The following is a 21,460-nucleotide window of genomic DNA, read 5'->3' on the forward strand; positions in this document are numbered from 1 at the left end:
TCGATCAAGTGTTTAAGGTTTTTAGTGAGCGAAGACTTCCGCCCCCGTTGACTAACCTTGCGTTCAAAGTCAGTTTGCGCTAATTCAGCTTGATACTCACCGTTGAGCCGGTGAAGTTCGTTAAAGACTGTGGTTTTACTAAAGCCTAAGTAATTAGCGATGTATCGTAAGGAACGTCCTTCATTATGAAGCGTTTCAATGACAACGCGGTTCTGGAATGATAAAATAGTGGTGCCCATTAAGGTCCTTCTTTCTAATGGAATGTTGTGGTAACACCATTAAAGACCTTGATGGGTTTTTCTGTCCACTTAAATGTTCAACTTAAATTTTACAATCTGCCTTTATTAATAATTAGGTAATTATGTTTAGACTATTACCACTATTCTCCTTTGAACGTTTAAAAATATATTAAAATTATATCACAAAAAAATTTGCATAAATTATTTAATGTTCACGAAAACTTAAAATAGGCATTAATTAAAAATTTGTTTAGCTTGAAATCCAGTCCTGTCTATAAAAAGAGCTGGATTATAGAAAATAATAGCAGTAAAATTTGAGAACCCTTACAATTTTTTGAAAAGGTGAAAACTTTGATTATGAAAATTTTGAGTGCGGTTATCTACCTGCCAATAATCGTTAATTGTATGATTATTGGTCAAATTTACTTTGAACACTATTGGGGTTCGAATAGGGATAACCGCTTAGCTAATATTGCCTTAACAATAGTAATAACGACTACCTATTTTTTTCAGGAATTTTGCTTACTCCAGCTATCGATTCTTAATATTAAAGAAGTAGCATTCATGCAAGTATTATCGATAACGATGGTATTTCAAAACGATAAAAACTGGTTATGGTGGTTTTTACTAGTACTGACGCCACCATTTGCTAATATGGTAGAAGTCATTATGGGACTGGAGTCGTGGAGTTCATGGGGGAGCTGGCTCGGCGAGTCATTAATTTTCTTCCTTCTTTGTGTCGTAATGGTTAATATGAAGAAGATTACATTACAATCTCGTTATAACTTGGCGATTATTGCTCTTGGATTGATTGAACTAGTTACTTTGATGGTTGAAAAGCAATTTACTCTTGTTAAGTTCCTTGCCCCAACTGCGGGTCTGCTAGTTATTTTACTAATTGAAGGCCAACTTTACCGAAGTGAGATCAGGAATAACCAGAAGATCAAGTTACTCCGGAAGAAAAGCGAACGGGATGATCTTACCGGCCTGCTTAACTATCGTGCATTGGGACGAAAAATTAAGTCTTTAACTGAAAATAAGGAAATCCATGATATTGTGATCGGTGGCCTTGATATTGATCACTTTAAAAACATTAATGATACATATGGTCATTTTGTTGGGAATGAAGTTCTTAATTATTTTTCGACTGTTTTACGTGAGAAAATCCATCGGGCATTTCCGAAGCATGGTTACGTCTATCGGTTCGGTGGAGAAGAATTTAGTATTGTTGTTTCCAACCATTCAATTGATGAAGTGTATAAGTTGTTACAATCGATTGAAGAATTTTTTGGTGATCATCCAATTGTCACTAAGGAAGGAATAAAGATTACCCTTAGTTTCTCCTGTAGTTTAACTAATAATTTGAAAGGTGAACTGCTAGATCTAACCTTGAAGCGCGCTGATAAAATGTTGTATAGTGTAAAAAACGATGGTCGAGGGTGGATTATAACCGATCAACAATATAAATCAATGAAAAAGTAATTTTTATTTATCAAAAGAGTAATGTTGGGGGAGCGAATAGGTGACACAGATAAAAATTAAAAGTGATAAGTTACATAATATTTTTCAGCCAATTTTACGGGTAGATAGTAAGCTGAATACCGAGATAAATGCATACGAAATGTTGATGCGGGATTCGTCGGGAGCATTTCCCGGAATGAGATTCTTGGAAGGATTAACGACCCAATTAGGAAACGAGCAGTGGATCGCGATCAGTAAAAAGTCGCTAGTAGCGGTTTTGGAAGATCATCCTCAGCGTAAGGTTTACATCAACCTTGAGCCGTGCCAGATGGAATTCGAATGTGTTTGGCAGTTTTTAACGGAGGTTCATCAACAGTACGGTTCCCAAGTTGCCATTGAAATTACGGAACGGCGGGAAACTATCCATAGCCTAGACTACTTAGACGGGGAAATTCACCGGTTGAAGCAGATTGGGTTTGAACTAGCGATTGACGATGTATGTGCGGGAAGTAATAGCTATGCCTTTATCGTCCGTCAATTAGGCGCCATTCAACGGATTAAGTTGTCATTACTTGTATTTAAAGATGAGGACAGTGAGACTAAGCGGGAATTCGTTAATGCCTGGTTAACTTTTGCGACTAAGCACCACCTTGACTTTGTGATTGAGGGAATTGCAGATAAGAAGTTGGCTAAAGAGTTTGCCGGAAACTCAACGATTCTCCAGCAGGGCTTTTATTGGGAAAAAGGTTCGGCTGAGATTTAGAAAATTAGAGAATATAAAGAGGCTCCAGGGATCAGTCATTGCTGAATCCTGGGACCTCTTTATATTTCTAAATAACTAATTTTGCAATTTGGTGGAGAACGGCTTGTTCCTCGTTTGTCCCAATGACCTTACTTGCGGCTTGCTTAACATTTTTAGGGGCATTTTCCATGGCATAACTTGTTTTGGCAAGGTTAAACATTTCGAGGTCGTTTTCACCATTCCCAAAGACTACTAATTGCTCTGGAGTAAGGTGCCAACGGTCTAACAACTTGTGCAATCCATAAGATTTATCGCGACCAGGAATAATGAGGTCAACGGCGCCGTAACCACTGGCCGTTGCGTGGATGATTCCCTCAAAGCGATAATTAATTGTTGCTTGGATCTCGCGCATTTTAACTGGAGGGACACTCATGGCAAATTTAAAAATTGGATCATCAGTTACCTGGTTAATATCCGCAACTTCCTTAATCTTAGTATAAAAATTTGGGATTAATTTTTTGAATTCTAGAGAGGCATCGTGACGTACATAAGCTGCTTTTTTCCCGCTTGCGCAGTAAGCAACACCTTCTAAAGAATCGAGAAAATGAGTAATTGCGGAAACATTTTCAGTGCTTAAGTGATCAAAAGCAATTTCCATATTGTGGTCAATTGTGAGGACACCATTTTCGGCGACATAGGCTAAGTGATCAGCTTCATCAGGGAAAAGGGAACGGAGGAAGTCATATTGGTCACCACTCGCAATGATGAAGCGGATCCCTTGCGCTTGCATTGTTGTGTAAACCTTTTTAAAAAGCTCCTGATCATAAGTCCTATCAGAACGCAGAAAGGTGCCGTCAATATCTGTAGCGATTGCCCGAATCATTTGATCAATCCTTTCAATTAATTCAAAAAGAGAGTGGGGTACGAACATAGGCCTTTAACGACTTCTGTTACGGACTTCACTCTCTCTTAATTTATTTTAGATAGTATTATGGGCGCAAACGGTTAAGCATCCGTGGGAATGGAATGTTTTGACGAATGTGATCTTGAAGGGTAATCCATGAAAGGAATCGTTCAAGTCCCATCCCGAATCCAGAGTGAGGAACAGAACCGTACTTCCGGAGATCGTCGTACCAACCGTAGTCCTTCTTGCTTAAACCATTCTCTTCCAATTTGTTGGTGATGTATTCGTAGTCGTATGAACGTTCAGAACCACCAATGATTTCACCATAACCTTCTGGAGCTAACAAGTCAGCACAGATAACTTGACGGTCATCTTCAGGATCAGTAGGCATGTAGAAGGCCTTGATTGCCCGTGGATAGTTCATGATGAAGACAGGCTTGTTAAATTGATCAGCCAAGTAGGTTTCTTCTGGAGAACCAAAGTCATCACCGTACTTGGAGTCGAAGCCACCTTCTTGCAACATTTCGATGGCCTTCTTGTAAGTGATCCGTGGGTATGGCAATTCAGTAAATGGCTTCAAACTTTCAACGGAACGACCAACCATTTCAAGTTCGGTTGCACAGTGGTCAATTAAGTCTTGCACAAGGTAAGCAACGTATTGTTCTTGAATCTTCAAACTTTCATCTTGGTGCATCCAAGCCATTTCTGGTTCGATCATCCAAAATTCAGTCATGTGACGACGAGTCTTTGACTTTTCAGCCCGGAAAGTTGGCCCCATTGTGTAAATCCGGTTTAATGCCATGGCACCAGCTTCACCATAAAGCTGACCTGATTGAGATAGGTAAGCATCTTCATCAAAGTACTTAACATCGAATAATTCGGTAGTACCTTCTGGGGCACTGGCAGTTAATTCTGGAGCATCAAATTGAACAAAACCATGCTTGTCAAAGAATTCCATTGTCGCTAACTTTACCCGACTCCGGATCCGCATTAATGCCCAAGGCTTACGGGAACGCAACCATAAATGACGGTGATCAAGTAAGAAGTCAATCCCGTGTTCCTTGTTACCGATTGGGTAATCTTCGCTTTCGCCAACGATTTCAAAGTCTTTAATATGGATTTCATAGCCAAACTTGGACCGCTTATCTTCAGCGATTTCACCAGTTACTACAAAACTAGTTTCTTGGTGCAAATCGTGCTTTGCCATATCAAACTTTTCTTCAGGAACATCATTTTTTCGGATAATTCCTTGGAAAAAGCCAGTTCCGTCACGTAATTGTAAGAAAGCGATCTTCCCACTAGACCGCTTATCGGTTAACCAAACGCCAATCTTAACGGTTTCCCCAACGTGTTGAGGAGCTTCACTAATCTTAATTGTTCCCACTGTGTTTAACTCTCCCTTAATCAGTTATTTTATAGAATTTGAATGTGTGCTGCTTGACACTTTTTCAACATCTCATCTGGCCAGATGCTTGCTTGGACTTCACCAACATGGGCCTTGCCAAGAAGGAGCATACATAGCCGAGATTGACCAATTCCTCCACCAATTGTATATGGTAATTCGCCATTGAGCAACATCTTATGGAATGGTAATTTCTCCCGATCAGTTGCACCGGCTTGTTCGAGTTGGTACTTCATTGATTCTGGACTAACCCGGATCCCCATGCTAGAGATTTCAAGCTTCTTTTGAAGGGGTTCATACCAGAAAATAATGTCACCGTTAAGGCTCCAGTCATCGTAGTCGGGTGCCCGACCATCGTGAGGTTTACCGGACCGCTTTAGCTTGTCACCAATCTTCATTACAAAGACTGCCCCCATTTCCTTAGCGATCTTATCTTCACGTTCCATTGGTGTAAGGTCTGGCCAACGATCTTCAAGCTCTTGGGTTGTAACGAAGTGAATATCGTCTGGTAAGTGGTAAACCGCTTGAGGATACTTGTACCAAACTTCATCTTCCATGTGCTTGATTACCTTAAAGATTTGACGAACGGTATCCTTAAGGGTTTCTTCAGTCCGTTCTTCTTTACTAATCACTTTTTCCCAATCCCATTGGTCGACGTAAATTGAGTGGAAGTTATCCAAATCTTCGTCTTTCCGAATGGCGTTCATGTTAGTGTAAAGACCTTCGTGAAGACCAAATCCGTACTTCTTTAGTGCCATCCGCTTCCACTTTGCAAGGGAATGGACAATTTCGATTGTTTCGCCAGGCATGTCCTTCATTTCAAATGAAACTGGCTTTTCAATCCCGTTCAGGTTATCGTTCAACCCGGTACTCTTTTCAACAAACATTGGTGCAGACATCCGTTGCAAGTTTAGTTGCTTACCAAATTCATCTTGGAAAGTTTCCCGAATGTAACGAATAGCAGCTTCGGTTTCGCGAATAGACAATTTTGGATCGTAGTCCTTTGGAATAATTAAGTTCATAATTAGCAACTCCTTAATATGTTTAGAATCGGAGATAAATAAAAAAGCCCTTCATCCCCAACATCTAAGGGACGAAAGGCTTTTGTTCCGCGGTACCACCCAAATTGTCTAAAATAATTTTAGACCATCTTATCGAGCACAAGAATACTCTCCCGGCGAGATAACGTACCGGTGACGACTAAGCCTACTTTAAACGAGGTTATTTGGGTTAGCAGCATGGAAAAAGGGTTTTTCAATAATCCAGGTGCTATCGGTCTCCCACTATCACCGACTCACTGTTAGACTGAAAATTATTTACTCGTCTTTCTCATCGCATTTGAAATTATAACTGTATTCTAACCGAATTTTTAAAAATTGCAACTACTTTTTAGAATTTTTTTGATTTTTTAATTGAGATAAAACTTCATCAGCAATTTCATGGTTAGTCCACATCCAAATTGCGTGACCAAAACTTTCAGAAAGGTGTTCTTCAAAAGGCTGATCTTTAGCATCGGGGACAGTCTTCATTGCGGGCATAATTACTAAGTGAAAGGCAATCCAAACAGCGATTCCAAATGGAATGCCTTCACCAAGGGTTAATAGTTTAACTTTCTTTTCTAGCAGAGCAGCATAGGCAGTAGCAAATGAAATCGAGAAGCCAAAGTGAACTAGGTACGATACCCAAGGAAGTTGCTGACCAGAGTATGTATAGGTAGCTTGAGTAAGTTTAGCGGGAACCCCGAGTTGTTGAAGCAGGGTTTGGGGTGGATTAACCTTATCCCGTTCTGAGGTTCTTGGGGGGAGAATGTTTTCCCAGCCAAGTTTAACCAGCCCGGAGATTACTCCAGCAGCAGTTCCAGCGATTAAAGCGGTTTTTAAATTTAATTTTGACATTTAAAATTACTCCTTTGATGGATTAATAGTGTTTTTATCTGCCATGCGGTTAAGGTAGCGCCAAATTTGGGAACGGTAACGACGAAGGCAGAATAACAACAGTAGGTAAACTAAAATACATAAACCGATCCAGAGCGGATTTTGTGAAATAAAGGCGGCAAAAACTAGTGTATTGAGGGGACGCGCCATTAGGTTAAAGCTTGTTACGAGAATAATTCCAGCAGGGATTGCGGCCCCGTAATGGGAAATAGCACCAGTATAGATCGGAGCTAACCAACTAGAACAGTACAGCCCGATACTGAACCAGACGATTCCGTTAGCAATTACTTTAAGAATATTTCCGTTGGTGATCGCAACAATTGATTCTACCATAAAGGGGAGAGCGATTAAATCGACTACCGGTAAGGTCCGGTTGCCCGGAAGAATAAAAGCAATTACTACCATAATTGGAATTAAGATAATCCCTGAAATAATTGTTGCGGATTCACCGTAACCAACACCATCATCAACAGCAAGGAACCAACGCTTACGATCGTTAACGGAATCATCCGTTTGCAATTGTTGGCTGCCTGCTTTTCGTTGTTGATCAATGCTTTTAGCGAGCGGTTTAAATGCTTTGGCAAAGACATCAGTAACCAACGGAAAAATAGTCATTACGGCAGCTAATTGCACGGCAAATTGGAATATCTGTCCCCAAGCATGGTAACTAGTGAGTCGATTAAGGTTGCCGAGAATGCTAATTAGCAGGCCAAGAATTGCCCCAAGAGTAGTTGGCTGACCAAAGACACCAAACTTACGTTGAAATGTTTTAGGGGTTAAGTGTACTTTATTGAAACCAAGCATGTTCCACAGCGGATCTAATAAAATCGCTGGAACAGTCTGGACGATATTTTGGACAGCACAGACTGTTGTATTTTCGATTTGATAGTATGATGACCAGCGATCTGCTTGGATTTCAGCTAACTCAAGAGTATAGAGAAGCATGAAAAATGATAATCCTATTGCCAGCCAAAAATTGTGAGTAGCATAATATGCAAGAGTTCCCCAAATCATAAAGCCAAAATTATTCCACAAATTGGAGGGCATAAACACCTTTGTAATGCCAACCGCGAAGAGAATAAATTCCGCAATAAGGCCGAAGACAAAAAAGGCTAAGCCAACAGAAGAGTTAAAACTCGCCAAGGACCCTGCTTGCCAGCCAATATCAACTACTGGAAGTTTGATACCGACATTGTTAACCATTTGGTGGATGATTTTAGTGACAACTGGAGTAAACTCACCAATAATCCAGGAAAATCCGGTTAATCCGACCCCAGCGTATAGGGCAGACATAATTGCTGTTTTTGGCTTGACCTTGAGGAAAAGGGCGATGATCAAGATCATGATTGGCACAACAACAGTGGCACCAAAAGCACTGAAAAAGTGACTTACAGATGAAAGCAAAACTTCATCCTCTTTCTATTTGTTATGAAAATAATAGTAGAAGTGAGTACTAGGTAAGCCTAATAATTATAAACTAATCTTACCTAGTGACTATTTATTTTATTGTACAACTAATGGCGGAAAAAGTTGAATTAGACGCATATTAATTAGGTAGCGTCAATAAAGCAGCGATTCCCATGCCACCACCAACACAGAGTGAAGCAACACCGGTTTGTTTATTTAGATCCTGCATTTCGTGGACAAGGGTAACAACGATCCGGGCTCCAGAACAGCCAACAGGGTGACCAAGAGCAATGGCACCGCCACGAGGGTTAACCTTATGATCATCAAGTTTTAATAGTTGCTCACAGGCAATTGACTGTCCGGCAAAGGCTTCGTTTAGTTCAAACAGCTCAACAGCATCTTTATCAAGACCAGTTTGATTGAATAACTTATTAATGGCGTAGTATGGGCCAAGTCCCATTACTGCAGGATCAAGACCGACAGTAGTGGAAGTTTGCCATTCCGCAAGTGGCGTAAGGTGGTACTTCTTAACTGCTGATTCACTAGCAAGGATGATTGCCGCAGCACCATCATTTAATCCAGAAGCATTACCGGCTGTAACTGAACCATCTTTTTTGAAAGCTGGTTTCAATACTTGAAGGGCAGCTAAGGAAGTATTGGCGCGAGGGGCTTCGTCAGTATCAATAGCAGTATCTTGATGATGGACAGTGATGTTAACAGGAGTAATCTCATCGTCAAAAGCGTGTTCTTGCTGTGCTTTGACAGCTTTTTGATGACTACGAAAAGCAAATTCGTCCTGTTGGTAACGAGCAATATGGTAGCGTTCATTAACGTTTTCAGCGGTAATCCCCATTGCATAACCACCCCAAGCATCTTGAAGAGCATCATTTTGCATGGTATCTACTAACTCACCATTTCCGAATTTATAACCATGGCGGGCGTTTAAAAGGACATATGGTGCGCGCGACATGCTTTCCATTCCTCCAGCAACAATTACTTGGGCTTGTCCAGATTGAATTAATGAGGTGCCAAGAATAATGCTAGAGAGTCCAGAGCCGCAGACATCATTGATTGTAATTGCTGGAATTGATTGATCTAATCCAGCAGCTATGGAAGCTTGACGAGCGGGATTTTGACCGGCACCAGCTTGGAGAACATTACCCATTAATACTTGATCGACTTGATTAGCGGGAATACCAGACTTGTGCACGGTATCTTTAATTACGGATGCTCCTAAGTCAATTGCAGACTTTGATGAAAGAGCACCACCAAATTTACCGATTGGTGTCCGTTGGGCTGCAATAATATAAACTTTTTCCATCAATTATTTCTCCCCACAAAATAAAATTACTGTACTAGTTTAGCGAGAAAAAAAGGCCCTCGCAAGCATTTAGCCCAGACTTTGTGAATTATTAATCTTATTTTAAAGGTTGGGGATTGATCTGGCGATCACGGTAATAAAATTTACGATCATGTTCAGAAATTTGCCGAGGAACCTTAGCCGGGATATCACGGGTGACGACAGCGCCAGCACTGATAACCGAATTGTCGCCAATGGTAACACCGGGAAGCACGATTACCCCAGCGTCAAGCCAGCAGTTATTACCAATTTTAATGGGGAGGTTATATTGGTAACCTTGTTTTCACAGTTCAGGAAGAATTGGGTGAGTGGCAGACGACATAGTGACATTCGGGCCAATCATTGTGTTATCACCAATGGTTACATAAGTATCATCGGCAATTGTAAGATTGAAATTAGCGTAGACATGGTTACCAAGTTTAATGTGGTGACCACCTCAATTTGCATGGAAAGGTGGTTCAATATAGTAATCCTTCCCAACTTCTGCAAACATCTTTTTAAGTAACGCCTGTCGTTTCTGCTCCTCAGTAGGTAAGGTTTGATTGTATTTATACATTGGTAGCATTGCTTGGGTTTGATCAGCAAGAATTGTGGGGTCTTCTGGTGAGTAAATGCTTCCTGAATGAGTTCACGGTTATTCATTTTGTCTTCAACTCCAATTAAGTGATTTACTTAATTCTAAATCTAGACTTCTTGCCGCTTTTCAAGAATCATCTGGCACTTATGGAATTCGGTTTCGGTGTAGTTATACTTGGCAAGAACTAGGAGCCGGAGCAGGGAAGCGATGGCTGGGATGATTGAAACGATTACGAAGATCCCAGTTAACGTTGTTTGTGTTTGAACAGCGTTAGCCTTATAACCGATGCAGGAAAGAACTAGTCCGGTAGTAGCACCGGCAACAGCGATCGCAACCTTACTAGCAAAGGTTTGGCCACCGAAGACAATCGCTTCACAGCGCTTACCTGTCTTAACCTCACTGTATTCTACCGTTTCGGCTAACATTGCAGAAATGATTGGACCAGTAGCTGAGTAAAGTGTTTGGGTAATTGCAAGGAAGATAAAGACGAGGACAACATGTTTGTAACCAGACATGAAGAAGATTCGGACAATGACGTCGGTGATTAACAGTACCCGTAAAATATATAGCTTTTTAAAGTGTTTAGTTAAGAGAGGAATAAAGAAGAATCCAAGGGCACTGAAAGTTCCAATTAGTCCGTAGATACTCATGAATTTGACGTTAAACATGTTGTAGGTGAAGAAGTAGATAATAATGTTGTTAACCTCTTGAGGAAGAAGAGGATCAGGATCATTAGCATGTATTTATTTGCCTTTACGGCTTCCCAAATATCACGAGCTGCAAGTTTTTTAGCCTTTTTGGCAACAACCCGTTCCTTTGTAAACTTGTATCCTAACTCCATGAGGACAAAGCCAAAAAGCATCAGGATACTAACGGAGATTAAGTAACTAGTTTTGGGTGAACCATGTTGCTTAAAGTAAGCAAGCATTAGTGGCAAAACTAAACTGACCATTCCAATTCCACCGAAGACACCCAGGTTAGCGGTGGTAATTAGGTTAGTTCGCGCTTGACCGCTCTTTGAAATTACGGTTGAAAGAGACCAGAAGGGAATATCCGAGAAGGCGTAGCAGGTTCCCCAGAGAATGTAGGTTACCGCAGCGTAGACGATTTTTCTTGCTAGGCTAATGTCTGGATTAACGAAACAGAGAATCGTAGAAGTAATCACGAAGATCGGGGCAAAGTGCATGTATTTACGAAACTTTCCCTTAGTTGACTTATGGGCATCAATCCAACCGGAAACGATTGGGTCAAAAATTGCGTCCCAAAGTCGGGCGATTAGAAAGATCGCACTAGCAATAACAGATGAGATACCGACAATATCGGTATAGTAGATCAAAATAAAGTACCGATGATTCCAAAACTAAAACATTGACCAAAGCCGTACGAGAAGTAGGCGAGGTATTCTGATATCGAAACATGTTGTGAATTAACTTGATTTTCCATTGTAATCTCCTAATTAAAATCAAAACCATTTTGGTGCGTAGCGGTCATTATTTGCTTAATGATTTCCGGATCGAACTTATATTGATGATTGTGGTCCAAGAGACCGTTAACTTCTTGCTCCACGTCAGTTAGTTGGGTGTAGCAGAAGCCAACGCAATCAGGGATGCTCATCACTGCATTGGTGAGTTGTCTGATCTTATCAATAACAGCCTTTTTGGATTCCATTCGTTTACTATAGCCCCATGATTCTTGCTGGGCATTTTCTTCATAGGCAATTCCACCGTATTCACTAATCATAAATGGCACATCTTGGTGCTCGTAGTGATCACAGAAAACACGCCGACCACTAGTGAGAGATGGACTACCAGTGAATACCTTAGTCCGGTCTTGATAACTAGCTGCCAGGGATTTGGGGTTACCATTATAGTCGTGGATTGTGCAGAGGTCAGTTTTAACCTGTTCCCAGCCATCATTAGCGATGACAAGGCGAGAACTATCAAAGCCTTTGGTCAGGTAATATAGGCCATCCGTAAATGCTTGTTCTTTGCGGTTATGGGCAATTTCGTTAACGCCCCATGATTCTTCATAAGGACATAGGCAATTACACTTGGGTGGTTAATATGTTTAGAAATGAAATCAGGAAGCTCAGCTAAGATGTGGTTCATCATGGTTGGTGAAAAGCTAAAGGAGCTCGGGAATTCTGTCCAAGCAAGAACCCCTAATTGGTCACAAAGGTAGAGCATCCGGTAACTTTCAACATGTTGGTGGATTCGGTTGCCGTTAAAGCCCATTGCCTTAAGCTTGGTAAGATCAGATTTGTAATCTTCTACCGAACCGGTTAAACCAGCGTTAGGATAGTAGCCCTGGTTTAAGATTAGTTTCTGATAAAGAACCTGATCGTTAAGGTAAACAGAATGATTTCGTGTTTCGATTTGTCGCATTCCAAAATACGAATAGACGGTGTCAGTAACTGAATGATCTTCAATAACCTTAAAAGTAACGTCATAAAGGTTCGGTTCATCTGGGGACCAATAATGGAGGCGGAAATTAGGATCGTCATTACTAATATCGACCGCAAAGTGTGCCCGTCCATTAATCGTTGTACAAGTAGCAGTAGTGATTGAGTGTTCCTGAAAACTAATCGCTGCCTGAAGAGTAGCAGTTGCGGGGACGTTTAACTTAGCATCAATTTCCAACTGGGCTTGGTGGATGTGAGGAATCATCCTAACTTGCCCTAAATACAAGTTTCCCGTTTCCTCTAGCCAGATATTTTGCCAGATACCAATTGTTCGGGTGTACCAACAGAGAAAATTTTGATCCTTCCATGCTTGCTTCCCGATTGGTTGATCGGTGGCGTTAAAATCTTCAACTCGAACTTCGAGTGTATTTGAAGTAGCCACCCATTCGCTAATATCGAGCGTGAAAGGAGTATGACCACCAATGTGACTTCCGATAAGGTGACCATTTAACCCAATCTGGCATTGATAATCGACTGCTTCAAAGTGGAGAAGGTAGTGATGAGCCTTATTAATCGCCATGTCAAAGTGTTTCTGGTACCAAACAACTGGATGGTAATCATTCTCGTCAACGTTAGCTTTCTTGAAAGTGTAACTGTATGGGACAGTTATTTTATCAGGAAACTCCTTTGAATGATTCTTGTAATCGTTTTCATTTTTAGCCATAAAAAAAGCCCAATCGCCATTTAGATCTAACCATTTGGTCCTGATCATTTGGGGATTTGGATACTCTATTTTATTTAACACAACTATCACTCCATTTTTTATTAAATAATTTATATCAGCTGATAATTGAACTGTACCAATTAAATATTATCCTGTCAAAAATAAAGATAAATCGGCATTTAATATATATAGACCAATATAAGAATAAAATGGAAAAATCGTTTTAAAATTGTTGACTACATGGTAGAAATAGATTAAGTAGTAATTATCAATTGATAATTTGAGAAGGAAAAATTATTTAAAATAAAATTTCACAGATGAATTGTTAATCATTTGATGGGATTAAAATTAAAGAGGCCAGGAAAAATGGTGTGTTTTCCTGGCCTCAATTTGTTACTAATATTCTCTAAACTTATAGAGTCTAATCGCGGGAATCCTAATAGGCTAATTTCGCTTCGTAACCAGAACCTTAGGGTCTACACAGCGGAGCAAGCCTATTTGGCTACGAACGACTCTGATGACTACATCATCATTCATCGTTCTAGGTTAGCCAACCAGGCTCTCGAGAAGGTTAATCCTCAGCTTCTTTTTTAGGAGTTAATAGTTTTAGTAATTTCTAGTCCGCCAAGCCAGCATTATTGTAGGCAACTGGATCGCCGACGTTGCTTAATGCGTCGTCAATTGGTGTCTTACCGGAACGCATCATAATGATGTGACCAATAGTGTCCTTGTACTTGAGGGTATCAGCAAGAACCTTCGCAACATCAGGAATTGGGTTGGTAGTATCCTTACCGTCACCAAGTGTAACCATTCCTGTTCCCGGTTCTTCAGTAAGGGATGCCGGTTGAACAATAGTGGAGGCTAACTTTGTGTTATGAATAAGGTAGTTATCCGCAAAGAACTTCGCAATATTGTAGTCGGTGATATCGGCGAGGGCCTTGTACTTTGACCACATTTGCGGCTGAAGAGCGTACATTGAGCTCAACATAATGTAACGTTCGATGTCATCACGTTCGGCAGCCATCATTGTCTTAACGGCACCAAACGCATCTGTTTGGAGGAGATCCTTGCCTCGTGAACCAGCAACGAAGTAAACCACATCGCAACCATCCATGATCTTGGCAATTTCTTCCATTTCAGCGTGAAGATCAAGCTTGACTGCTGTAACACCATCAAGTTTGATAATTTTTTCTGGGTTACGTGAGCCCGCAACCACTTTATTACCATTTTCAACGAGGTCCTTAATTAGGTCTGTTGCAACCCGGCCAGAGCCACCGACAACAAATACTTTACTCATTATAATTCCTCCTTTTCTATCACTTAGTACAATTTTAACCGTTAAATTAAATTCAAGAAAGCGATAACACTTCTTGGGGCAATTAATAGACGGCCAACGAAGAAGTGAGTTATGATTAAGGAGTAATAGTCACCGTAGAGATTAATAGAAGAAGGGATTATTGTGACAGAAGAAAAACATTTAACCACAGAAATGGTTAAAAAGTATCAAAAGATCTTTCATGACCGGAAAGATGCAGAAGTAATTGCACGGGCGGTTCAAAAGAACGGGATCAAGAATGCGAGTGAAGATCCAACGGCTAGCCAACGCCTCCACCGGGCATTTTCCTATGAAATTAAAACCGGGAAGCCAAGTAACCAACGGCACAGTGGTCGGTGCTGGTCATTTGCGACCCTGAACACGATGCGACATAAGTTTGCGAAGAAGTATAATTTTAAGGACTTCGAACTTTCCCAAAACTACCTATTCTTCTGGGACCGGATTGAACGGGCAAACATGTACTTCCAAAAGATCATTGAAACTGCTAAGAAGCCACTCCATGACCGGACAGTTGACTTTTATTTGAGCTTTGCTTTGAATGATGGTGGTCAATGGGCTAACGCAGCTTCAATCATTGAAAAGTATGGTGTTGTTCCGGAATATGTAATGCCAGACACCCATAACACTCGTGATACCAGTGACGTAGCTGAAGTCATGAACTACCTTATGCGCAAGGACGCATTGGAATTACGGCACATGGTTAACGATGGCGCGGACGAAAAAGAATTAGCCGAAGCCCAACAACGGATGATGGCTGATGTTTACAAGGTTGCGGCTTACTCATTTGGTGAGCCACCAACAAAGTTTGACCTTGAATTCCGTGACGACGATAAGAAGTTCCACCAGGTTCTCGGACTAACACCATTGAAGTTCTACCGGGAATACTTTGACACAAACCTGAATGATTATGCTGTCATTACGAACGCGCCAGATCATGAATACAACAAGGTTTACGCAATGCCAACTCAAGATAGCGTTGCTGGTGGAATTCCAATTAAGTTCGTTAACGTTCCATTCAAGTACCTCCAAAAAACCGCAATGAAGCAGTTAAAGGCCGGGGAAACTGTTTGGGTTGGTAACGATGTTCTTCAACAAATGGACCGGAAGCGTGGCTTAATGGACGCCAAGTTGTTCCAACGTGCCCAATTGTTAGACGTTGATTTCGTCATGGACAAGAAGGCCCGGCTTGAATCTAAGCAAGCCATGGTTTCTCACGCAATGACGCTCACTGGTTTTGATCTTCAAAATGGTGAACCTACCCGGTGGAAGATCGAAAACAGTTGGGGTAAGGACAACGGTGATAATGGGTACTTTGTTATGACCCAAGACTGGTTCGAACAATACACCTATGAAGCAGTGATCAATAAGAAGTACTTAAGTGACGACTTAAAGAAGCTTGTTGATAGTGAACCAGTAACATTACCAGCATGGGATTCATTACAATAAAAAATGAAAACCAGAAGATAATTATTAAATCGAAAAAACAGCTGAGCAAATTTTAGTTTTGCTCGGCTGCTTTTAGTAAAAAGACTAGTTGAATTTGAGTAATTCTAGTGGTGCAATCATCCGACTCTTAGTGAGGAGTGCTGCAAATTGAGGAATAGGTTCAGGATTTTTCTTTTGAATCCAGATAGTCATTAGGTCCATGAGACTCCCAACGAAAATTGCTTGAGCATAATCAGATGGGATTCCTGTATTAATTTCGGCGCCATAGTCAGATAAACGATAAACGGTGGCTAATTTCGTCTGTGATTAATTTGTAGATTTTGCTTTTAAATTGGTAGTCGCCATTTTTAGATAAAAGAACGGCAAGACTTTGACGGTGCTGATTAATCACGCTAAGGATTCGCTGAAAGGTTGCTTCCGTATTCTTAAATAATTGGGGATCTTTAAAGTTAGTTACGGGTTTGAGCTGTTGATGATCTTCTGCTAATGACGAATGGATTTCTTGAATAATCTGTTGTTCCATTTTTGTTAGTAAATCATATTTATCAGTGTAGTGAACATAGAAGCTCCGGCGACTAATTTTAGCGATTTTAATTAAATCAGTAACTGTAACTTTTTCAAATGGTTTATGAAGAAGCATTTTGATTAAAGCCATTTGAATTCGTCTTGTAGTCTTTACTACTCGAAAATCTTGTTTCATTAGTACCTCCCTGATAAATCGATCTTATTACACATAATGAGTAAAAATGATAATTGAATACTATTATATCAGTGGATAGAATGACAATAGAGATTAACAGGGGAAAGATAAATAATGAGTAATCAAATTAAGGTTCATATCATTCATACCGGAAAAGTAATTGTGGATAAGGCACTTCCTTTTCATCATTCAACGGATCGCTCATTAGCGTGGACGGGATTTCTTCGGCCAAAAAGCGACTTAATCAGTGTCCCTGTATCTGCTTACTTAATAGAGCATCCCAAGGGACTAATTCTTATTGATACGGGGTGGAATAAAATAAACCAAACAAAGTGGGGGTCAGATTAGAAATCTTTCATTTCAATATTCAGTTAATAAGGCCGATCTTCGAGCTGGTGAAACGATTGATTATCAATTAGCTAAGTTAGGATACCAGACTTCAGGTATTGATTATGTCTTGATGAGTCACCTTCATTGCGACCATGCTGATGGGTTGAGATTAGTAAAAGATGCTAAACAAATATTAGTAAGTGAGGAGGAATGGCACGCCGGTAGGACTGATCATTTTCATTACCTTCCGCATGAATGGAAGGGAGTGAAAATAGTAACATTTGCTTACCAGCAAACAGGTGAAGGTCCCCATCAACGATCATTTGATCTCTTCGGTGACGGTTCGATTAGAGAGGTATGGGTACCAGGACATAGTGCAGGTTTATCGGCAACCATTATTCAAAGTTATAATACCAATCAATACATGCTATTAGCTGCAGATGTTGGATATGCTGCTAAGTCGTGGAAGGAGGGCCTAACGCCAGGAGTAGTAATTAATTGCCAGGAAGCAGCTAACTCACTTAACTGGGTTAAACAAAAATCTCAAGAAAGCAATAATATTGCAACGCTTGCCAACCACGACTCGGAAGTGAAACCAGGAATTATTACCCTATAATGAACATACTTTGGCTTCAAATCTTTATGATTAGTCTATAATGAATACTAAATCATCAGAAAGAGGCTGAAGCTGAATGGCGAAAAAAGAATCAATCTTTACCAAAGATGTTGTCCTTGTAATGGCAGCGTCGTTCTTCTTTATTTTTAGCAATATGTACTGTAACCCGTTAATTAACGGCTATGCACAAGAATTAGGAGCTTCAAGTGCATTTGCCGGAATTATTGTTGGGATGATGAGTATCGTTGCAATGTTTCTTAGACCGATCGCGGGGAACTTGACTGACCACTTTTCTAAGTATTCACTGTCATTTATTGGTGGGATCTTATGTTTCCTTGGGGTAATGGGGTATGTAATTACACCCAATAGTGGCTTGCTGCTGGTCTTTCGGTTAATTAATGGTTTAGGTTATGTTTTGTGTACTGTGTGTATGACGACCTGGCTTTCATACCTGGTTCCATTTAACCATGTTGGTGAAGCAATGAGTTTTTATGGTCTGATGAATGCTTTGGCAATGGCCTTTGCTCCAGCAGTGTCAATTAACCTTTACCGGATAATTGGGTATCGGGATGCTATCGTTATTTCGGCCTTATCAGCGTTAATGGTAGTGATCACCGTTCAGTTTGTTGGCAATCGAGCCAAACCAAAATCGGTTCCGCAATCAGATAATAAGAAGAAACTTCATATCAAAATTATTCAACGTGATTCATTACCGGTTGCAGCCTTGACAGCATTGTTTGCGATCCCGTATTTTGCAACCCAGGCGGATATTGTTACTTACACTGAACAGCGTCATTTACCAATTGCGGTCGGCTCATACTTCTTAATTTATGCCGTTGTCCTATTGGCAATTCGGTTGTTCTTAAGGAATCAATTTGATACTGTTCGGTTTGGTCCTTGGCTAATTACTAGTACCGTTGCTACTGTTTTTTACCTGACTATGCTTACTATTATGAGGAAAAATATTGAAATGGCGCTCGCTGCTACCGGAATGGCATTCGGTTATGGTCTGATTTATTCGGTTTGTCAGTCTACCGCAATGATGTTGGCGCCGGAAAGTGAACGAGGATTAGCTAGTTCAACTTTCTTCTTGGGACTTGATATTGGGATGACTTTAGGGCCAATTCTTGGTGGAGTCATTGATAGTACGATGCCCGTAAAGTGGTTCTATCCCGTAATGTTGATAATCATCCCGCTAATTATCATAATTTACCTCTTCAATCGGCAAAAATTAAATAGTGCGGTTGGTAATCATTAAAGGGAGCGTGACAGAAGTCATTTATGACTTCGTCTTCACGCCCCGTGGACTTTGAATTCCCTATAAAATCTTCTATTATCCCTGGTTTGGAGTTGTGGAGTTAAGACAGAAATCTCCTTGACACTAAAAAAATATATTTGTTATGATACCAAAGTAAAGTTTTAGCGTATAACGGTTCAGCAAAACTCATTCAAGAGTCTTGCTGAACTTTTTTATTTAAGGAGAGAAATTTATGAAAGAATTCTATATGCGATTACCCCGTGATGGTTATGAGACTATTCTTTTTATGGGTATCGTTTCTATTATTTCTGTTAATATTATTGCGCCTCTAATTTCAATGTTAGAAACTGGTTTCAGCGTTCATAACTATTTAATGACTCTTACTATTATTCCTTTAATGTGGGTAGCCGTAGTCATTATCGTTTTTCTTGCACAAAAGCCTGCTACAGTTTTAAAAGATCGTTTAGTTAATCAAAATGACAGTTTTAGAGCCCAAATTACTGTTGATATTTTATGCCATGTGGTTATTGTTTCAGCATTAATGACGATTGTTGGAACTTGGATCGGTCAACGTCAAGTATCGCTAGCACCTTTTTATACCTATTTTAACAATTGGCCTCGTAATTTTGGTATTGCTTTAGCAGTTGAAGGTTTACTTGCTCAACCAATTGCTCGCCAGGTATTATTTATTAAACACTTGCATACCAAAAAGTGGCGTTAAAATAATTTTTCCACCAAAAGGGGTAGACTGGTGGTAAAGGAGTGATTGAAGTGGAACGGGCAAAAGTAATTATTCATATGTATACGTCAATCGACGGCAAAATTGATGGTGAGTGGGATGGTCGTCCGGGAGACAAGATTTCGGGTGATTACTATGATGACCAATTATTTAAGCTGGGGAGTGCGAACGCGAACGGCAGTAATACCATTGTGATGTATGCAGCCAAGGGTCACCCAGATTTGAGTAAATACAATGGACAGCAAATCGAGTATCAAGATTGGGTGCCAGACGGGATTCAGTCAGAAACCTGGGATGTTAGTTACGACCGGCGTGGACGAGCTGGTTGGGAAAGAAATTATTTCCCGTATGCCGGAAGAAAGAATCGAGCGATTGAAGTTGTTACAAAACAGGCACCAAAGAGTTACCTTGCTTTTCTCCAATCAATGGAAATCCCGTACTTAGTGTGTGGTGAGCAAGAAATTGATTTTGCAGAATCGCTTGTCAAATTACGAAAGTACTTTGGCATCAAAACGATGGTTCTCGGTGGTGGGGCGCTGATTAATGGTGCCTTCCTTAAAGCGGGACTGGTAGACCAAATTTCACTAGTTGTGGCTCCATATATTTCTGGCGATCGAGAAAAGAAGGGGACATTTGATACACTTGGGTCCTTCGTTGATCAACGATTCCACATTACTCAAATGAAAAAATTAGGTGACGGGGGAATGCACCTGATGTTCGATCGGGATTAAAGAGTATCCAAAATGAAAAACAGAAAGAGGCTGGAAAAGTAATTTTCCAGCCTCTTTCTATCTATATCTTTTACTTCTATTCAAAAACGTTATACCGAGCATTATTTGGAAGTCTAAATGCAAGCTTATTATAACCATTCCAGTGTGTTTGCTGGTGGTACATTGCGGTTTCATTATTATCAACCGTGGTGGAATCGAGATCAAGGGATGAGCGAATAACTTTAGAAGTTTTGTTCATTTCCTTTGGGGTTGCAATCTGGAAACTGGTCCCTTCGATGATTGCATCCTTTCCTTGAAGATGGAGCCGTTCAGTATTATCCATTGCCTTGTGGTAGTTAAGGTACAAAGGAACAATGTTATTAATTGGCATGTCAGTCCTAACCCCATCCTTAGTCGCAAGGATAATTTTGTTGGCAGCGGAAATTGAACCGTGTTGCTTAAACGAATCAATCGCTGAACTAAGGATTTGTTGACCCCGCTTTTGCCGACCGTAATCATTATTTGGATCATCATAGCGCATCCGGGAATACTTTAATGCTTCATTTCCGTTAAGGTGTTGCTTTCCCTTCTTGAAGTGGTGACCTTCATAAGTAAAGGCAAATGGGTTATCAACGTTAACCCCACCAACGGCATTAACAACCTTCTTTAAGGTTCCCATATTTAACAAAGCGTAGTAGTCAACCGGGACGTCGAGTAATTCTGATACTTGCTTTTTGGCTAACTTTGCTCCACCAATTGCATAAGCGGCATTGATCTTAGCGTATTTGGTACCCTGCTTAGCATTAATCTTAACCAAGATATCCCGTGGAATGGCGACCATTAGAATCTTTTTCTGTTGGGGGTTAATGGTGATTAACTCTATCGTATCAGTATTCCCGGCATAGGAAGTTCCCCGGCCAAGCGAATCAACGTCGGTCCCCATTACCAGGATACTGAATGGTTGTTTATCTTTTAGTTTTTGAGGAAGGGCCTTTTTATTACCGACAACAACTTGATCCGTTGATGTTTTCCAGATTCGAAACTCGTGAAAAGCTGTCACGATAATTCCTAAGCAAACAACAACCGCGAGCCACCGAAGTAAATGGCTTTTGGTTTTCGGTGCTCCATGCTTCGGCCCATACTCTTTCATAATTAGTTTTATCCCTCTCTATTA

General features: G+C 40.5%; 20 protein-coding genes, 2 pseudogenes and 1 other annotated feature. Of the genes and pseudogenes, 8 read left to right on the top strand and 14 right to left on the bottom strand.

The annotated features are described in order from the left end of the window. Nucleotides 1-239 (bottom strand): helix-turn-helix domain-containing protein (locus tag H9564_RS06605; protein ID WP_191684728.1); only part of this gene is annotated, 239 nt, incomplete at its 3' end. 357 nt (nt 240-596) lie between these two features. Here H9564_RS06605 and H9564_RS06610 point away from each other — a divergent pair. Beyond that, a complete protein-coding gene (locus tag H9564_RS06610; RefSeq protein ID WP_225209587.1) occupies nt 597-1,721 on the top strand; it encodes a GGDEF domain-containing protein in 1,125 nt (374 codons plus the stop codon). Nucleotides 1,722-1,761: 40 nt separating this feature from the next. Then, entirely contained in the window at nt 1,762-2,463 is a 702-nt protein-coding gene (locus H9564_RS06615) for an EAL domain-containing protein (protein WP_191684729.1), read from the top strand. A gap of 67 nt (nt 2,464-2,530) precedes the next feature. Here H9564_RS06615 and H9564_RS06620 read toward each other — a convergent pair whose 3' ends face one another. From H9564_RS06620 to H9564_RS06665, 11 genes and pseudogenes are all read right to left on the bottom strand, one after another. Next, the gene (locus tag H9564_RS06620) at nt 2,531-3,325 is read right to left on the bottom strand and encodes a Cof-type HAD-IIB family hydrolase (RefSeq protein WP_191684730.1); all 795 of its coding nucleotides are present in this window, start codon (nt 3,323-3,325) and stop codon (nt 2,531-2,533) included. Between the two features lie 106 nt (nt 3,326-3,431). Then, nucleotides 3,432-4,730, bottom strand: coding sequence for an asparagine--tRNA ligase (asnS, locus tag H9564_RS06625; RefSeq protein ID WP_191684731.1), 1,299 nt, complete (start codon nt 4,728-4,730; stop codon nt 3,432-3,434). Between the two features lie 29 nt (nt 4,731-4,759). Next, complete coding sequence (gene asnA / locus H9564_RS06630) at nt 4,760-5,770, bottom strand: aspartate--ammonia ligase (protein WP_191684732.1); 1,011 nt, start codon at nt 5,768-5,770, stop codon at nt 4,760-4,762. Nucleotides 5,771-5,834: 64 nt separating this feature from the next. Further along, nucleotides 5,835-6,090 (bottom strand) — a binding site (T-box leader). Between the two features lie 40 nt (nt 6,091-6,130). Then, nucleotides 6,131-6,643, bottom strand: coding sequence for a DUF1440 domain-containing protein (locus tag H9564_RS06635; RefSeq protein WP_191684733.1), 513 nt, complete (start codon nt 6,641-6,643; stop codon nt 6,131-6,133). Between the two features lie 6 nt (nt 6,644-6,649). Continuing rightward, nucleotides 6,650-8,086, bottom strand: coding sequence for a PTS galactitol transporter subunit IIC (locus H9564_RS06640; RefSeq protein WP_191684734.1), 1,437 nt, complete (start codon nt 8,084-8,086; stop codon nt 6,650-6,652). 142 nt (nt 8,087-8,228) lie between these two features. Beyond that, on the bottom strand, nt 8,229-9,410 hold the full coding sequence (locus H9564_RS06645; RefSeq protein ID WP_191684735.1) for an acetyl-CoA C-acetyltransferase: 1,182 nt from the start codon (nt 9,408-9,410) through the stop codon (nt 8,229-8,231). A 97-nt stretch (nt 9,411-9,507) separates the two neighbouring features. Continuing rightward, nucleotides 9,508-10,062: pseudogene (locus H9564_RS06650) on the bottom strand (sugar O-acetyltransferase). Nucleotides 10,063-10,133: 71 nt separating this feature from the next. Next, nucleotides 10,134-11,362 (bottom strand): annotated as a pseudogene (locus H9564_RS06655) (MFS transporter). Between the two features lie 116 nt (nt 11,363-11,478). Beyond that, nucleotides 11,479-11,766 carry a hypothetical protein gene (locus H9564_RS09165; RefSeq protein WP_225209588.1) on the bottom strand — a complete coding sequence of 96 codons (288 nt, stop codon included), beginning with the start codon at nt 11,764-11,766 and terminating at the stop codon, nt 11,479-11,481. Nucleotides 11,767-11,978: 212 nt separating this feature from the next. Then, nucleotides 11,979-13,232: a glycoside hydrolase family 2 protein gene (locus tag H9564_RS06660; RefSeq protein ID WP_318241081.1), complete on the bottom strand. Its 1,254-nt coding sequence runs from the start codon at nt 13,230-13,232 to the stop codon at nt 11,979-11,981. A gap of 535 nt (nt 13,233-13,767) precedes the next feature. Next, nucleotides 13,768-14,448: an NAD(P)H-binding protein gene (locus H9564_RS06665; RefSeq protein WP_191684736.1), complete on the bottom strand. Its 681-nt coding sequence runs from the start codon at nt 14,446-14,448 to the stop codon at nt 13,768-13,770. 162 nt (nt 14,449-14,610) lie between these two features. Here H9564_RS06665 and H9564_RS06670 point away from each other — a divergent pair, with 162 nt between their 5' ends. Further along, nucleotides 14,611-15,933, top strand: a complete 1,323-nt coding sequence (locus tag H9564_RS06670) for a C1 family peptidase (protein WP_191684737.1) — start codon at nt 14,611-14,613, stop codon at nt 15,931-15,933. Nucleotides 15,934-16,201: 268 nt separating this feature from the next. Here H9564_RS06670 and H9564_RS06675 read toward each other — a convergent pair whose 3' ends face one another. Next, on the bottom strand, nt 16,202-16,633 hold the full coding sequence (locus H9564_RS06675) for a TetR/AcrR family transcriptional regulator (RefSeq protein WP_191684738.1): 432 nt from the start codon (nt 16,631-16,633) through the stop codon (nt 16,202-16,204). 114 nt (nt 16,634-16,747) lie between these two features. Between H9564_RS06675 and H9564_RS09170 the strand changes: the two genes are divergently transcribed. The 5 genes from H9564_RS09170 (at nt 16,748) to H9564_RS06695 (ending at nt 20,307) form a co-directional block, all read left to right on the top strand. Next, entirely contained in the window at nt 16,748-16,981 is a 234-nt protein-coding gene (locus tag H9564_RS09170) for an MBL fold metallo-hydrolase (protein ID WP_225209589.1), read from the top strand. A 112-nt stretch (nt 16,982-17,093) separates the two neighbouring features. Continuing rightward, a complete protein-coding gene (locus tag H9564_RS09175; protein WP_225209590.1) occupies nt 17,094-17,579 on the top strand; it encodes an MBL fold metallo-hydrolase in 486 nt (161 codons plus the stop codon). A gap of 76 nt (nt 17,580-17,655) precedes the next feature. After that, nucleotides 17,656-18,837, top strand: a complete 1,182-nt coding sequence (locus tag H9564_RS06685; protein ID WP_191684739.1) for an MFS transporter — start codon at nt 17,656-17,658, stop codon at nt 18,835-18,837. Nucleotides 18,838-19,069: 232 nt separating this feature from the next. Then, nucleotides 19,070-19,558 (top strand): hypothetical protein, encoded by a 489-nt coding sequence (locus H9564_RS06690; protein WP_191684740.1) that lies wholly within the window; start codon nt 19,070-19,072, stop codon nt 19,556-19,558. 50 nt (nt 19,559-19,608) lie between these two features. Continuing rightward, complete coding sequence (locus H9564_RS06695) at nt 19,609-20,307, top strand: dihydrofolate reductase family protein (protein ID WP_191684741.1); 699 nt, start codon at nt 19,609-19,611, stop codon at nt 20,305-20,307. A gap of 76 nt (nt 20,308-20,383) precedes the next feature. On the opposite strand, the gene H9564_RS06700 is transcribed toward H9564_RS06695, so the two are convergent. Then, a complete protein-coding gene (locus tag H9564_RS06700) occupies nt 20,384-21,436 on the bottom strand; it encodes an LCP family protein (protein WP_191684742.1) in 1,053 nt (350 codons plus the stop codon). Between the last annotated feature and the right edge of the window lie 24 nt (nt 21,437-21,460).

The sequence above is a fragment of the Limosilactobacillus avistercoris genome (assembly GCF_014836425.1).
Taxonomy (GTDB): domain Bacteria; phylum Bacillota; class Bacilli; order Lactobacillales; family Lactobacillaceae; genus Limosilactobacillus; species Limosilactobacillus agrestimuris.